Origin of the sequence: Nocardia cerradoensis NBRC 101014 (genome assembly GCF_000308535.1) — a bacterium.
Taxonomy (GTDB): domain Bacteria; phylum Actinomycetota; class Actinomycetes; order Mycobacteriales; family Mycobacteriaceae; genus Nocardia; species Nocardia cerradoensis.
In genome coordinates this window covers 21,417-35,671 of record NZ_BAFW01000037.1, presented here as the reverse complement: position 1 = coordinate 35,671, position 14,255 = coordinate 21,417, and the positions used below count along the sequence as shown (strand labels likewise).

Here is a 14,255-nt window from a genome sequence, read left to right as displayed (position 1 = left end):
CGATGTCACAAGGTGACGCGGGCGGCGCCGAGACGGCACCCGGCACCGCCCACGCCCTCGGACGACCGTGCGATCAGCGCAGCAGCTGACGCGACATGACCAGACGCTGAATCTGGTTGGTGCCCTCGTAGATCTGGGTGATCTTGGCGTCGCGCATCATCCGCTCCACCGGGAAGTCGGTGGTGTAGCCGGCGCCACCGAACAGCTGCACCGCGTTGGTGGTCACCTCCATCGCGACATCGGAGGCGAAGCACTTGGAGGCGGCGGAGATGAAGCCCAGGTTCTTCTCGCCGCGCTCGGCGCGGGCGGCCGAGGTGTAGACCATCAGGCGCGCGGCCTCCACCTTCATCGCCATATCGGCGAGCATGAACTGGGTGTTCTGGAAATCGGCGATGGCCTTGCCGAACTGCTTGCGGTCCTTGGTGTAGGCGATCGCGGCGTCCAGCGCGCCCTGCGCCAGACCGACGGCCTGCGCGCCGATGGTGGGCCGGGTGTGGTCGAGGGTCTGCAGCGCGGTCTTGAAACCGGTGCCCTCGGCGCCGATGATCCGGTCGCCCGGGATGCGGCAGTTCTCGAAGTACAGCTCGGCGGTCGGCGAACCCTTGATGCCCAGCTTGTGCTCGAGCGGGCCGACCACGAAGCCCTCGTCGTCCTTGTGCACCATGAACGCGGAGATGCCGTTGGCGCCCTTCTCCGGATCGGTCACGGCCATCACGGTGTACCAGGTGGACTGGCCGCCGTTGGTGATCCAGCACTTGGAGCCGTTGATCACCCAGTCGTCGCCGTCGCGCTTGGCGCGGGTGCGCATGGAGGCCGCATCGGAGCCGGCCTCACGCTCGGACAGACAGTAGGAGGCCATCTTGCCCTCGACGAGGTCGGGCAGCACCTTCTGCTTCAGCTCCTCGGAGCCCTGCAGGATCAGGCCCATGGTGCCGAGCTTGTTCACGGCCGGGATCAGCGAGGACGAACCACAGACGCGGGCGACCTCTTCGATGACGATGCAGGTCGCGACCGAGTCGGCACCCTGGCCGCCGTAGGCCTCGGGGACGTGGACCGCGTTGAAGCCCGCGGCGTTCAGCGCGTCCAGGGCCTCCTTCGGGAAGCGGGCGTTGCCGTCGACATCCTTGGCGTGCGGGGCGATCTCCTTCTCGGCCAGGCCGCGAATCGCCGCGCGCAGCTCGTCGTGGATGTCGTCCAACTTGAACAGATCGAAATCGGGGTTGCCCGCCATGCGTTCACTCCTGGTCGTGGGGGTTCGGTTCGCCTGGTCCGCGAATTCCGGCACTACACTGGCGCACCTCGGCACTCAGTGCCAGTCGTATCCGAGTATACGCTGCCGAATCGCGACAACGTGAGGAGATACCCGGAATCTTCGCTGGCACTCAGTGCCAAACCGCGACATCGCCGGCCCGGGTCACAGATTATCGAGACGGTCGGCCAGGAGGTCGGCGACCTGCCGGGCGGGCATCGCGCGCGGGAAGACCGCCACCACCAGCTCGGCCGGATCCGGCGCCGGACCAGGTGGCGCGATCGCCCGCACCGCCGCGCGCAGATCGGCGGCGCTCGCCTCGGATCGGCCACGCACCATGCGGCGCAGCAGATAGTTGTGGGTGGCGGTGACGGCCGCACTGAACTGGATCAGCGCCAGATCGGGCACCTCGGGCAGCCGATCGCGCAGATAGTCGGTGAACAGCCGTTCGTACCGGAAGACGGTCACGATCTCGCGGTCGCGCAGCGCCGACGCCTGCCGCACGACCCGGTAGCGGCGCGCGGCCAGTTCCCTGGTCTCGGTGAACCGCTCGAAGATCCCGACCACCGCCTCCCGCACGGCATCCCACGGGTCACCTTGCGCCGCGGTCAGATACGCCTTCGCCCGGGCGAGCTGCTCCTCGTGGTCGGCGAAGACCACATCCTCCTTCGACCGGAACTGCCGGAAGAACGTGCGCCGCGAAATCCCCGCCGCCTCCGCGATCTCGTCCACCGTGGTCGCCTCGTACCCCTGTTCCGCGAACAGCCGCAACGCGTGATCGACCACGGCCAGCCGGAACTCCGCGGCGTCGGCGGCACGGACGGGGGTCGAATTGTCGCTGGGCACCCCACAACGGTAGCTGTGCCGTACGGGAAGATCCCGCGCGCGCCGACGACTAACCCAGCAGGCGGGTGCGCAGGGCTTCGTCCTTGTCGAGGACCAGTTTCTCCAGGTCGGCCTGGAACTGTTCCATGCGGGTGCGCAGCTGGGGGTCGGCGGCGGCGAGGATGCGGACGGCCAGCAGGCCCGCGTTGCGGGCGCCGCCGATGGAGACCGTGGCGACGGGAACGCCGGCCGGCATCTGCACGATCGACAGCAGGGAATCCATGCCGTCGAGATACTTCAGCGGTACCGGGACACCGATCACCGGCAGCGGCGTGGCCGAGGCGACCATACCGGGCAGGTGCGCGGCGCCACCGGCACCGGCAATGATCACCTTGACGCCGCGACCGGCGGCGTCGCGGGCGTAGTCGAGCATGCGCTGTGGCGTGCGGTGCGCCGAGACCACACCGACCTCGAAGCGAATCCCGAACTCCGCCAACGCTTCCGCGGCCGCTTCCATCGTGGGCCAGTCGGAGTCGCTGCCCATGATCAGGCCGACCGCCGCAGCGGTGCCCGCGGAGCGACCATCGAACCCGATTGCGTTACTCATGGGGATCCCATCCATCGGTCCACACCGCGTGCGACATCCAGTGCGCCGCCCGTTCGGCCTTCTCCCGCACCTCGGCCACGTCGTCACCGAGGATGTTCACATGCCCGATCTTGCGCTTCGGGCGCTCGCCCTTGCCGTAGAGGTGCACCTTCGCCTCCGGGATCCGGGCGAAGAGGTGATGCAGCCGCTCGTCCATCGACATCGACGGCGCCTCGGCCGCGCCGAGAATATTCGCCATCACCGTCACGGGCGCCAGCGGCGTGGTGGCGCCCAGCGGATAGTCGAGCACCGCGCGCAGATGCTGTTCGAACTGTCCGGTGACGGCGCCGTCCATCCCCCAGTGCCCGGAATTGTGCGGCCGCATGGCCAGCTCGTTGACCAGCAGGTCACCGGCGTGGGTCTCGAACAGCTCGACGGCCATCGCACCGGTGACGCCGAGTTCGGCGGCCAGTCGCAGGGCCAGCGATTCGGCCTCGGTCGCGGCCTCGTCCGACAGTTGCGGCGCGGGCGCGATCACCACGGCGCACTGGCCCTCGCGCTGCACGGTCTCCACCACGGGCCAGGCCGCGGCCTGGCCGAACGGCGAGCGCGCCACCATCGCCGAGAGCTCACGTTTCAGATCCACCCGCTGCTCGGCGAGCAACGTCACACCGTGCCCGAGCTGATCGGTGACGATGCGTTCCGCCTCGGCGGCGTCGTCGATCATCCACACGCCGCGCCCGTCGTAGCCGCCCCGCACCGCCTTCAGCACGAACGGACCGTGCTCGGCGAGGAAGCCCGTGGCGTCCGCGACGGTCTCGACCGCCGTGAACGCCGGGACCGGCACGCCCATCCCGGCCAGCTTGCGCCGCATCGCGAGCTTGTCCTGGGCGTAGACCAGCGCGGCCGGCGGCGGCTGCACGTTCACACCCTCGGCCACCAGCGCCAGCAGATGTTCGGTCGGCACATGTTCGTGGTCGAAGGTCACCGCGTGCGTACCGACGGCAACCTTGCGCAGCGCCGCGAGATCGGTGTGCGATCCGAGCACCACCTCGGGGCTGACCTGAGCCGCCGGATCGTCGGGTCGCTCGGCCAGGACCCGCAGGCACTGCCCCAGCGCCACGGCGGCCTGATGCGTCATCCGCGCCAGCTGCCCGCCGCCGATCATCGCGACGGTCGGCATTCCACCGCCTTCGAAACTGCGCGAAACCGGCATCGGTTCACCTTCGGCAACCTCTTGCACCCCGGTGGAAGGGTCCATCGATGGCCCACTACGCTCGCTCACAGCCCACCATGTTGTCATGCGCCCACACGCGGGAGTGAGTGCGGGTTGATTGCCCAGCGCGGGACGGACGTAGACTCACCGGGTGCCATTTGTCGACGATGTGGTCAACATCCTGCCGAAAACACTTCGGGACCTCGCTATTCGCCATCACGAGCTGATCAAGTTCGCGATTGTCGGAGCGACCACTTTCGTCATCGACAGCGGTATCTTCTACATCCTCAAATTGACGGTTCTCGAGTCGAAACCGATCACGGCCAAGATCATTTCTGGGGTTATCGCGGTCATCGCGTCCTACATCCTGAACCGGGAATGGTCGTTCAAGGGTCGCGGCGGTCGTGAGAAACACCACGAAGCCCTGTTGTTCTTCATGGTCAGCGCCATCGGCGTGCTGCTGTCGAATCTCCCGCTCTGGGTTTCGCGGTATTTCTTCCACCTGCACGTCCCCGATGTCAGCTTGACCGTGGAGAACATCGCCGACTTCGTCAGCGCCTTCATCATCGGCAACATCCTGCAGATGGTGTTCCGATTCTGGGCGATGAAGCGCTGGGTGTTCCCCGACGAAATCGATGCGCTGGTCGAAGAATTCGAAGAGCTGTACGAGGAAGAGAAACCGCTCGGCTTCAGCTGAACCCGTCGTTCAGCGGGGCTCCCCGATGACGCCGTTACCCGACCGCCCCGCGGTCGGCTTACCGAGGAATACCGCGAACAGCGCCGGCCGCCGTCGCTGGAGTTCCAGGCGGCCGCCGTCGGCTTCGATCAGCGCACGCGCCAGCGCCAGCCCCACCCCGGTCGATCCGGCGCCGGAGAAGCCGCGGTCGAAGATGTGCGGCGCCAGTTCGTCGCTGACTCCCTCGCCCTCATCGGCCACCTCCACCGCCACCAGCGGTTCCCGGTCGGGCCCGCCGTAGACCGTGCGCACCGACACCGAGCAGTCACCTCCGCCGTGTACCAGCGCGTTGTCGACCAGTACGGCCACCGCCTCACGCAACCGCGATCCGGTCACCGGGGCGCGCAGACCCGGATCGCCGGAGAGCACGAGCTTGCGCCCGGCCTCGGCGAAGGGATGCCGCCATTCGGCGACCACCCCGCGCAATTCGGCGACCACCGGAACCGGTTCGTGATCGGCGGCGTCCTGGTCGCGGGAATCGCGGACCAATTCGTCGATCGCCTCGGTGAGCCGGTCGACCTGCGCCATCGCCTCCTCCGATTCCTGGACGACCGCCGGATCCGGATGCGCCGACAATTCGTCGAGGCGCAGCCGCACCGCGGTCAGGCGACTGCGCAACTGATGGGAGACATCGGCGACCAGCGCGTGCTCGCGCTGCAGCCGGCCCGCGATCTCCACCGTCGCCGAATCGAGCACATCCGAGACGCGGTCGAGTTCGGTGATCCCGTGTCGGCGCGGATCGGGCCGGAAATCGCCCTTCGCAAGCCGCGCGGCGCGCGCGGCCACATCGCGCAGCGGATCGGCGACCCGTCGCGCGGTCACCACCGCCACCGCGGCGCCCGCGGCCAGGGAGGCCAGCGCCACCAGTGCCACCGCGCCCACCGCTTGCCGCTGCATCGAATGCATGGGGGCGGCCGGCACCTCGAGTCGCAGCGAGCCGGACGTGCCCATCGACAGCGATTCCACCACCGGGTTCTCGACCTCCGGCGCACCCGCGTCCACGCGCAGCGCGGCGTCCTCGGGCGTCGGATAGATGATGGTCAGCCGTCCGCCGGCGGGGATCAGCGGCCGCACCGAGCGCAGGTCGAGCACGCCGTGGACCAATCCGTCGTCACGCTCCTGGCCGACGATCTCCACCGACATGCGATCCAGCCGGGCGCGCAGGTCACTGCGGGTGATGTCGGCCACCCACTGCCACGCCGTGAACGCCAAGGGGATACCCAGCACCACGGTGGTGAGGGTCAGGGCCGCCAGCATGGACAGCAGAATTCGGCGCCGCATCGGCGATCAATCGGTATTGAAGCGGAAACCGACACCGCGCACGGTGACGATGCGCCGCTCCGCGACGGGGCCCTCGTCGCCGATCTTGCGGCGCAGCCAGGACATGTGCATATCGAGGGTCTTGGAGCCGCGCAGATCGGCATCGCCCCACACCTCGCGCAGGATCGTCTCGCGCGGCACGACCTGCCCGGCCCGATCGATGAGCACCTTGAGCAGTTCGTATTCCTTGTTGGCCAGATTCACCTCGTGGCCGTTGACCAGTACCCGGCGCGCGGCGGGTTCGAGCCGCACGCCGCCGATCTCCACCGCCTCGTCGCCGATGCCGCTGCGCCGCAACAGGGCTCGCACGCGGGCGAGCAGTTCGGCGAGGCGGAAGGGTTTCCCGACATAGTCGTCGGCGCCGGCGTCGAGTCCCACCACGAAATCGACCTCGTCGGTGCGGGCGGTCAACATCAGCACCGCGAGATCGGCGCCCCGGGCGCGTACCTGGCGGCACACCTCCAGACCGTCCATTCCGGGTAGCCCGAGGTCGAGGATGAGCAGATCGTGTTCACCCTCCAGCGCCCGGCGCAGCACGGCGGGGCCGAAACTCTCGACGGTTACCGAATAGCCTTCGCGCCCCAGGGCTCGCGAGAGCGGAGCGGCGATGGCCTCATCGTCCTCGGCCAGCAGTACGGCGGTCACAGCACAAGATTACTGGCGAACCGGGCCGATCGGGCGTGCGCCACCGAACCGCCGCGGCCGCTATCGACGGCGGCCGTAACGAGGGTCCTGATACTGGTCGTGGCCCGGATCGCCGTGCGGGTTGTCGAAGACCTGGTGGTACAGCAGCGAATGCACCTTCTGCACGTTCGGAATGTCGTCGTATTCCAACGGATCCCCCGAGGCGGCGTCGATGATCAGCGTGCCCGTGCCCAGCAACCGGTCCGACAAGCCGTGGCGGAACTGCACACTGGAGATGCGGTTCATCGGGATATCGATGCCGGTGTGGGTGAGTACGCCCTCGCGTACCAGCACGCGCCGGTCGGTGATGATGAAATGCGTTGACTTCCAACGGATCACCTGCGACAGGCAACGCCACACCACCAGTAGCGCCCACACCACGACGATCGCGATGAGAACGATGTTGCGCGTGGTGCCCTCGGTGTTGCGCCAGGCCAGCCCGCTCAGAAATCCGGCCAGCGCCGTGGCGAGGATGAAGGTGAGCGCCGGCAAGAACAACATCTTCCAATGCGGATGACGGTGCAGTAGCAGCTGCTCGTCCGGCGCGAGCAGCTCCTCCGGATAACCCATAGTCGAACCCTACCCCCTGATTCGTCCCGCTATGCCGGGCGAAGATGAGTGACGTCGCCCGCCGATACCGAACGGCCACCGATGATCAAGCGGCCGTAGCCGTCGATATCGGTGGCCACGCCGGTGAGGACCTCGCCGCCGGGCAATTCCGCCCGCACGTCCGCGCCGAGGGTGGCACAGCGGGCACGATACGCGTCGGCCAGCGCGCCGACATTCCAGTTCTCCGTCCGCCATTCGGTGAAGTGGCGGGAAAAGGCGCGCAGCAGGGCGAGGACCAACGCGTTGCGGTCGGCGTTCTCGGCGCCCGCGAGGGTCAGTGAAATGGCATGCGGCACAGGCAGTTCGTCCTCGGTGAGGCTCACATTGAGCCCGACACCGACGACGACCGCCGGAGCGCCCGCACCGGAGGCCACCTCGGCCAGGATGCCGGCCACCTTGCGGCCGCCGATCAGAACATCGTTGGGCCACTTCAGGTTCGCGTCCAGGCCGGTGGTTTCGCGGACCGCGTCCACGACGGCGACACCGGTCAGCAGCGGCAGCCAGCCGAGAACGGCCGGTTCGATACCGCCGAGCCGCACCAGAATCGACATCGCGATCTGCGCGCGCGGCGGACTCACCCACGAACGTTCGTGACGGCCGCGGCCGCTGTCCTGATATTCGGCGATCAGCACCCGCCGATCGGAGGACGGATCGCCGGCCTCACCGATCAGATCCGCATTGGTCGAACCGGTCGACTCCACCACATCGATACGGGAGAAGAACGACAGGTCGGGCTGTTCGGCGACGGCATGTCGCAGGATATCGGCGTCCAAGGGTGGCCTCTGCACGCCTCGCAGGCTACTCCTGCGGGCTCGGGCGGCCGATATGCCGCTCCGCGACGCCCCTCTCAAGTCGTTCGAGATACGGGTGCCGACATATCGGCGACACCCGCGTCCCGGGTCGTCTCATCGGGCCAGGTCGTACTCCGGCAGATGGATCGAGCGCACGAGTCCGTCCACTCCCCCGAATGCCATGACGGCGTCGGAGGCCGGTTCGCCGGCCTCTTCCGGCCGCCCCGACTGCTCGGCCCAGACCTCCGGATCCACGACGGTCGGCGCCGGTTCTCCGGCCGACCGGGTCCACGCTGTCGCGGTAGCCCGTTCCGCGACCGATCTACTCCACTCCCACATCGCGCACCTCCCCAGTGCTTGATTTCGGAGTCCTCACCGTACGGGTACGGGCACGGGGCAATCCACCGAATTAGTCAGCCGCCCCGGACGCTCGCCACGAAAAGCGCTGCGGCACAGCATATTCGGTGGAATCACAAAGGTTGCAGGCCCAAGGCTCCGGCGACGAAACGGCTCACCGCGGTCAGGCCGGACTGCAGCGCGGAATCATAGCCCGCACGCGACCAGCCCGAAATCTCCGCGGTGCCATCGGCTCGAGGCGTCACCACGATCTCGGCGACCAGTTCCGCGGTGGTGGGTTCGCACACCGCCCACGAATAGCCGGTCTGCTCGGCCCATTCGCGGGCACGGCGTTCGACATAACCGGGTTCGGTGATGCCGCCGTCGGCCAGTGCCGGGCGATCGTCGATGCGGTCGTCGGCACGCAGCGCGCGCAGATACCAACTGCCGGCGTTGATCTCGATCGGCTCCATCAGAACCTCCGGCGACGGTCGCGCCGACGGCGGCGGCGGTCGAGCGCGCGATGATCATCGCCGCCGAGGAGCCGGCGATCGTGGCCGCGCTGCTGCAGGCCGCCGGTGATGATGCCCGCCGCGGGGATGAGCAGGAACCAGAGCCAGGTGTGGGTGGTGAAGAACAGCACGAGCGCCAGGATCACCACCAGGCCCATCATCGGACCGGCGAATTCGCGGCGCCCGCCCGGCTGGGCCGCGGCCGGTTCCGGCGGTTCCGGGGGCTCGGGTACGGCGGCCGGGAGGTCGCTGAACACCGGCGCCAGATCACCCCGCGTCACCGCCGCGGCGATCAGGCCGCTGCGTTCGTCGAACTCGGCGACCGACAACCGACCGGCGGCGAAGTGCTCCGACAGGCGCTGCATCGCCTGCTCGCGCTCCGCGGTACCGATGCGGACGTCGGGAGAATCAGCCATGGCACGAGATTACCGCGCTGCGCGCCGGTGAGCGGGCCCGATCCACCCGCGGTACCGCCGGCCGCATCTCCGCACTATCGTCGGTCTCATGTTCCGCCAGCGCGGCATCGGCACCGCCGCCGCCCCGCTCGTCGCAGCGTCGACGGGCCGAGCCCCACAACCGACCGAGACGCGACCGCAGATCGGCGACGCGGGGCTCCGGACGCGGACGACACCGGCGAGCGGCGGTGTCCCCGGCGGCTTTCGGCCGAATATCACGCATATCAGGCGGATGCGGTGACCGCGCGGGAATTCGGGCGGTACCGGCTCGATCGACTGCTCGGCCGGGGGTCGGCCGGGGAGGTGTGGCTGGCGTACGACCCCGCGGATGCGCGGACCGTCGCGCTGAAGATCCTGTCCGGGAGTGCGGCCGAGGACGCGGATTACCGGCGGCGGTTCGAGCGGGAGGCCCGGATCGGGGCGCATCTGGACAATCCGCATATCGCGCCGATCCATCGGTTCGGCGAATACGCCGGACGGCTGTATCTGGATATGGCCTACATCCCGGGCGTGGACCTGGCGCGGCTGGTGCGGTCGAGCGCGATGGAGCCGGCGGAGGCGGTCGAGCTGACCTCGCAGATCGCCGAGGCGCTCGATGCCGCGCACGCGGCCGGGCTGGTGCATCGAGATGTGAAGCCCGCCAACATCATCGTGCACACCAGCGGATTCGCCTACCTCATCGATTTCGGCATCGCCCGCGCGGCCGGGCAGACCACCATCACCGCAACCGGTTTCACGGTCGGCACGCTCGCCTATATGGCGCCGGAACGCTTCACCGGGCACGGCGACTCCCGCTCGGACGTGTACTCGCTGGCGTGCGTGCTGTACGAATGTCTCACCGCGCGAAGGCCGTTCGGCGATACCGACGCCGTACAGCAGTTGCACGCCCACCTGCACGAAGCCCCGCCGCGCCCCTCCGCCGCCGATGCGCACATCCCCGCCGCCCTCGACGCGGTGGTCGCGCGAGGTATGGCCAAGCGTGCCGGCGACCGCTACCGCACCGCGGGCGAGTTGGCGGCCGCGGCCCGGGCCGCCGTCGGAATGACGATCGCCGATCGCACACCGCCGTTGCTGCAATCCGAACAGGGACCCACGACGCGGCTGGGGTCGGCATCCGCGACCAGGTACATCAGCCCTGCGCCTGGGGCGACCGGCCCCACCTTCGCGGCGACCCGGCAGGACGCCGCGCCGGCCCCGAGGGGTTACTCCAGCCCCGCACCCGCCGCCTACGGGCACCCCGGGCCCGCACCCGTAACGAGAAGAGTCGGCTCAGAACCCGCAGGCATGGCATCCGACCGGCCGCCTGTCCCGGTCCGGGCTACTCGTGTCCTGCCGGACGCGAGCGCACCCGTTGGTCCGCCGGCGGCCCCGGCAGATCACGCGGTGTCCGCCCGGCCGAATCCGCCGTCCGCCGGTAACCCCCGGCCCACTCTGGTGGGTAGCACGTCGCTTCCGGTGAAATCGGTTACGGCACAGCATGTTCCGGCCGCGTCGCCACGACGCCCGACTCTCGTCGTCGCCGCCGCCCTGATAGGCGCCGCCATCCTCGCCCTCGCGGTCGTCGCCGGATGCACGGCCCTGCTCAGCAGTGGCTCCCGCACTCCGTCCGACCAGCCGTCGACCACCCGGACGGAGGTGAACACTCCCGCGCCGACCACCGCGGCGCCGGCCACCCCGGAACCCGAATACACCACGACGGTCATCCCACCGCGCTGGACGCTCCCCTTCCCGACGAACATTCTGCCGCCGCCGCTCCCATTTCCCCATCCCGCAGCGCATTCCGAGGAGCACCACCCCGCCCCGGCAAAGAAGGGCAGTCCCGGTACACCGCGTACCGACCGCGTTTCGTGCGCCGAGGACGCCACCGCCTGCGAGGGCGCGAGCCGATAACCCGTCCCGCGATCGGCCGCCGACGAGCGTCGCCGCCTGCCCGCCCGGGAGACCCGCCGACCGGCACAGTGCTGCCGCACATCACCGCCGAAACGTCGAAGGCCCCGCTCCGAATCGGAGCGGGGCCTTCGACGGAAACCGTTGGTACTACTTGATTTCGGCGAGCACGGTGCCCTGGGTGATGGCGGCGCCGGCCTCGACGGCCAGCCCGGTGACCACACCGGACTTGTGCGCGTTGACCGGGTTCTCCATCTTCATGGCCTCGAGCACGGCGATCAGGTCGCCCGCCTCGACCGACTGGCCCTCTTCGACGGCCACCTTCACCACGGTGCCCTGCATCGGCGCGGTGACGGCGTCACCGGAGGCGGCCGAGCCGCCCGCGCCGCCACGCTTGCGCGGCTTGGGCTTCTTGCGGATCACGCCCGCGCCGTTGTTGCCGGCACCGGCCGCGCCCGCGCCCACGGTGAACCCGCCCGGCAGCGACACCTCGAGGCGACGGCCGCCGACCTCGACGACCACCGTCTGCCGCGCACCCTCGTCCTCGTCCTCGATGGGCTGGCCACCGGTGTAGGGCTCGATGGTGTTTTCCCACTCGTTCTCGATCCACTTGGTGTAGACGTCGAACTTGGTGCCGTCACCGACGAAGGCGGGGTTGGTCACGATGTGGCGGTCGAACGGCAGCACCGTCGCCAGGCCCTCGATCTCATATTCGGCCAGCGCACGCGCGGCCCGCTCCAGTGCCTGGGTGCGGTTCTCACCGGTGACGATCAGCTTGGCCAGCATGGAGTCGAACTGGCCGCCGATCACGCTGCCCGCGACCACGCCGGAATCGACGCGCACGCCGGGGCCGGACGGCTCCTTGTAGACGGTGACCGGGCCGGGTGCGGGCAGGAACCCGCGGCCGGCGTCCTCACCGTTGATGCGGAATTCGATCGAGTGGCCGCGCGGAGTCGGGTCCTCGGTGATGGTCAGCTCCTCGCCGTTGGCGATCCGGAACTGCCAGCGCACCAGGTCCAGGCCCGAGGTCTCCTCGGTGACCGGGTGCTCGACCTGCAGGCGGGTGTTGACCTCGAGGAAGGAGACGGTCTCGCCCTGCACCAGGTACTCCACGGTGCCGGCGCCGTAGTAGCCGGCCTCCTTGCAGATCCGCTTGGCGGACTCGTGGATCTTGGCCCGGACCTCGTCGGACAGGAACGGCGCGGGCGCCTCCTCGACCAGCTTCTGGAACCGGCGCTGCAGCGAGCAGTCGCGCGTCCCGGCGACGATCACGTTGCCATGCTTGTCGGCCAGCACCTGGGCCTCGACGTGGCGGGCCTTGTCCAGGTACTGCTCGACGAAGCATTCGCCGCGGCCGAAGGCGGCGGTCGCCTCACGGGTGGCGGAGTCGAACAGCTCCGGAATCTCCTCGATGGTGTGGGCGACCTTCATGCCGCGGCCACCACCACCGAAGGCGGCCTTGATGGCCACCGGGACGCCGTACTGCTTGGCGAACTCGACGACCTCGTTCGCGTCCTTCACCGGATCCTTGGTGCCCGCGGCCATCGGCGCCTGCGCGCGCTCGGCGATGTGACGCGCGGTGACCTTGTCACCCAGATCGCGAATCGACTGCGGCGACGGGCCGATCCAGATCAGCCCGGCGTCCAGGACGGCCTGGGCGAAGTCCGCGTTCTCGGACAGGAAGCCGTAACCGGGGTGGATCGCGTCGGCGCCGGACTTGCGCGCCGCGTCGAGAATCTTGTCGAAGACCAGGTACGACTCGGCCGAGGTCTGTCCCCCGAGCGCGAATGCCTCATCGGCCAATTTGACGAACGGCGCGTCCGCGTCCGGTTCCGCGTACACGGCGACACTGGCGATACCGGCATCCTTGGCGGCCCGGATCACACGCACCGCGATCTCGCCCCGATTGGCGATCAGGACTTTCGTGATCTGCGCGCTGGCATGGCTGGGCACTGAGCCTCCTGTGCTGTGGACAACTTACGTCTCGGGTGAGTGTAGGCAGTGTGCCAACAGACGCCGAACACGGCTAGGGCTACCGAACAGTAGCCCGGACCCCCGTGACGTGAACAACACCTTAGACCGACTGTGCCGCCGCCGACACGGCGGCCGGAGCCGGACCCGGTTCACTTCCCTTGACGATCGGCGTGCGCACGGCGTTGCTCCACTCCGTCCAGGAGCCGTCGTAGTTGCGCACATTCGCCACTCCCAGCAGCGAGGTCAGCACGAACCAGGTGTGTGCCGAATGTTCGCCGATGCGGCAATAGACGATGGTGTCCTCGGCGCCGAGCAGCGGCGCGTAGATCTCCTCGAGCTCCGCACGGCTGCGGAATCGGCCGTCGCCGCCCACGGCCGCGGTCCACGGGATGTTGATCGCGGTCGGAATGTGCCCGGCGCGCAACGACTGTTCCTCCGGCCGGTCGAGGATGCGGTCGTCGTCGCCGGTGTATTCACCCACCGCGCGCACATCGACCAGTCCGATGCCCGATCCGCCGCGGTTCAGGTAGCCCCGCACGTCCTCGAGGAAGGCCCGGCCGCCCCGGTCGTCACGCTCGACGACCGGATACTCCCCCAGCCCGACGTCGGGCACCTCGAAGGTGGTGTCGCGGGCCTCGGAGATCCATGCTTCCCGGCCGCCGTCGAGCAGCCGCACGTCGGGATGGCCGAACAGGCCGAAGACCCAGGCGGTGGCGGCGGCGGTGCCGTTGGCCTTGTCGCCGTAGACGACGACCGTATCGTCGCGGGCGATGCCCTTCGCGCGCATGAGTTCCGCGAAACGGGCGCCGTCGATCACGTCGCGGGTGAGCGGATCGGTAAGCTCGGCGCGCCAATCGATCTTGACCGCCCCTGGCACATGGCCGATGTCATAGAGCAGGATGTCCTCGTTGGACTCGACGATCGCGAGGCCGCGCGTACCGATGTTTGCCGACAGCCACTCGGTGGTTACCAATCGTGGTGGATATGCATGAGAGCCGAAGGATGGATGAGAGTCCGGAGCGACGGGCACGGTGGAAGATCCTTCACACGTGGTAGACGATGGTCGGCTGGGCAG

15 protein-coding genes are annotated in these 14,255 nt (G+C 68.9%); 2 read left to right on the top strand and 13 right to left on the bottom strand.

From position 1 onward, the window contains the following. Nucleotides 1-73: 73 nt before the first annotated feature. From ON23_RS05435 to ON23_RS05420, 4 genes are all read right to left on the bottom strand, one after another. Complete coding sequence (locus ON23_RS05435) at nucleotides 74-1,231, bottom strand: acyl-CoA dehydrogenase (RefSeq protein WP_039776753.1); 1,158 nt, start codon at nucleotides 1,229-1,231, stop codon at nucleotides 74-76. A gap of 183 nt (nucleotides 1,232-1,414) precedes the next feature. Then, nucleotides 1,415-2,095, bottom strand: coding sequence for a TetR family transcriptional regulator (locus ON23_RS05430; protein ID WP_039776752.1), 681 nt, complete (start codon nucleotides 2,093-2,095; stop codon nucleotides 1,415-1,417). A 49-nt stretch (nucleotides 2,096-2,144) separates the two neighbouring features. Next, on the bottom strand, nucleotides 2,145-2,681 hold the full coding sequence (gene purE, locus ON23_RS05425) for a 5-(carboxyamino)imidazole ribonucleotide mutase (RefSeq protein ID WP_051042044.1): 537 nt from the start codon (nucleotides 2,679-2,681) through the stop codon (nucleotides 2,145-2,147). Further along, nucleotides 2,674-3,876, bottom strand: coding sequence for a 5-(carboxyamino)imidazole ribonucleotide synthase (locus ON23_RS05420; RefSeq protein ID WP_039776774.1), 1,203 nt, complete (start codon nucleotides 3,874-3,876; stop codon nucleotides 2,674-2,676). Before ON23_RS05420 ends, purE begins: the two co-directional genes overlap by 8 nt. A gap of 151 nt (nucleotides 3,877-4,027) precedes the next feature. On the opposite strand from ON23_RS05420, the gene ON23_RS05415 reads away from it, so the two are divergent. Further along, nucleotides 4,028-4,573, top strand: a complete 546-nt coding sequence (locus ON23_RS05415) for a GtrA family protein (RefSeq protein ID WP_039776751.1) — start codon at nucleotides 4,028-4,030, stop codon at nucleotides 4,571-4,573. Between the two features lie 9 nt (nucleotides 4,574-4,582). Here ON23_RS05415 and ON23_RS05410 read toward each other — a convergent pair whose 3' ends face one another. The 7 genes from ON23_RS05410 to ON23_RS37735 form a co-directional block, all read right to left on the bottom strand. Then, nucleotides 4,583-5,893 (bottom strand): sensor histidine kinase, encoded by a 1,311-nt coding sequence (locus ON23_RS05410; RefSeq protein WP_039776750.1) that lies wholly within the window; start codon nucleotides 5,891-5,893, stop codon nucleotides 4,583-4,585. A gap of 6 nt (nucleotides 5,894-5,899) precedes the next feature. Next, nucleotides 5,900-6,577, bottom strand: coding sequence for a response regulator transcription factor (locus tag ON23_RS05405; RefSeq protein ID WP_030513615.1), 678 nt, complete (start codon nucleotides 6,575-6,577; stop codon nucleotides 5,900-5,902). Between the two features lie 60 nt (nucleotides 6,578-6,637). Continuing rightward, on the bottom strand, nucleotides 6,638-7,186 hold the full coding sequence (locus ON23_RS05400; protein ID WP_039776749.1) for a PH domain-containing protein: 549 nt from the start codon (nucleotides 7,184-7,186) through the stop codon (nucleotides 6,638-6,640). 29 nt (nucleotides 7,187-7,215) lie between these two features. Beyond that, entirely contained in the window at nucleotides 7,216-8,013 is a 798-nt protein-coding gene (locus tag ON23_RS05395) for a biotin--[acetyl-CoA-carboxylase] ligase (RefSeq protein WP_223273384.1), read from the bottom strand. A 117-nt stretch (nucleotides 8,014-8,130) separates the two neighbouring features. Next, the gene (locus tag ON23_RS37740; RefSeq protein ID WP_157170172.1) at nucleotides 8,131-8,355 is read right to left on the bottom strand and encodes a hypothetical protein; all 225 of its coding nucleotides are present in this window, start codon (nucleotides 8,353-8,355) and stop codon (nucleotides 8,131-8,133) included. A 131-nt stretch (nucleotides 8,356-8,486) separates the two neighbouring features. After that, a complete protein-coding gene (locus ON23_RS05390) occupies nucleotides 8,487-8,825 on the bottom strand; it encodes a hypothetical protein (RefSeq protein WP_036498424.1) in 339 nt (112 codons plus the stop codon). Beyond that, nucleotides 8,825-9,280: a DUF1707 SHOCT-like domain-containing protein gene (locus ON23_RS37735; protein ID WP_039776748.1), complete on the bottom strand. Its 456-nt coding sequence runs from the start codon at nucleotides 9,278-9,280 to the stop codon at nucleotides 8,825-8,827. The genes ON23_RS05390 and ON23_RS37735 overlap by 1 nt, the downstream gene beginning before the upstream one ends. Before the next feature lie 276 nt (nucleotides 9,281-9,556). Between ON23_RS37735 and ON23_RS35790 the strand changes: the two genes are divergently transcribed. Further along, nucleotides 9,557-11,209, top strand: coding sequence for a serine/threonine-protein kinase (locus ON23_RS35790; RefSeq protein ID WP_051042042.1), 1,653 nt, complete (start codon nucleotides 9,557-9,559; stop codon nucleotides 11,207-11,209). A 147-nt stretch (nucleotides 11,210-11,356) separates the two neighbouring features. On the opposite strand, the gene ON23_RS05370 is transcribed toward ON23_RS35790, so the two are convergent. Both ON23_RS05370 and ON23_RS05365 read right to left on the bottom strand, forming a co-directional pair. Continuing rightward, nucleotides 11,357-13,159: an acetyl/propionyl/methylcrotonyl-CoA carboxylase subunit alpha gene (locus ON23_RS05370; protein ID WP_039776746.1), complete on the bottom strand. Its 1,803-nt coding sequence runs from the start codon at nucleotides 13,157-13,159 to the stop codon at nucleotides 11,357-11,359. Between the two features lie 121 nt (nucleotides 13,160-13,280). Continuing rightward, a complete protein-coding gene (locus ON23_RS05365) occupies nucleotides 13,281-14,210 on the bottom strand; it encodes a sulfurtransferase (RefSeq protein WP_039776745.1) in 930 nt (309 codons plus the stop codon). Nucleotides 14,211-14,255: the final 45 nt, after the last annotated feature.

Bases quoted from the DNA above. Each gene is read 5' to 3' on its own strand.
- ON23_RS05435 (WP_039776753.1), bottom strand. From the start codon at position 1,231: ATGGCGGGCAACCCCGATTTCGATCTGTTCAAGTTGGACGACATCCAC.
- purE (WP_051042044.1), bottom strand. From the start codon at position 2,681: ATGAGTAACGCAATCGGGTTCGATGGTCGCTCCGCGGGCACCGCTGCG.
- ON23_RS05420 (WP_039776774.1), bottom strand. From the start codon at position 3,876: ATGCCGGTTTCGCGCAGTTTCGAAGGCGGTGGAATGCCGACCGTCGCG.
- ON23_RS05410 (WP_039776750.1), bottom strand. From the start codon at position 5,893: ATGCGGCGCCGAATTCTGCTGTCCATGCTGGCGGCCCTGACCCTCACC.
- ON23_RS05400 (WP_039776749.1), bottom strand. From the start codon at position 7,186: ATGGGTTATCCGGAGGAGCTGCTCGCGCCGGACGAGCAGCTGCTACTG.
- ON23_RS37740 (WP_157170172.1), bottom strand. From the start codon at position 8,355: ATGTGGGAGTGGAGTAGATCGGTCGCGGAACGGGCTACCGCGACAGCG.
- ON23_RS05390 (WP_036498424.1), bottom strand. From the start codon at position 8,825: ATGGAGCCGATCGAGATCAACGCCGGCAGTTGGTATCTGCGCGCGCTG.
- ON23_RS37735 (WP_039776748.1), bottom strand. From the start codon at position 9,280: ATGGCTGATTCTCCCGACGTCCGCATCGGTACCGCGGAGCGCGAGCAG.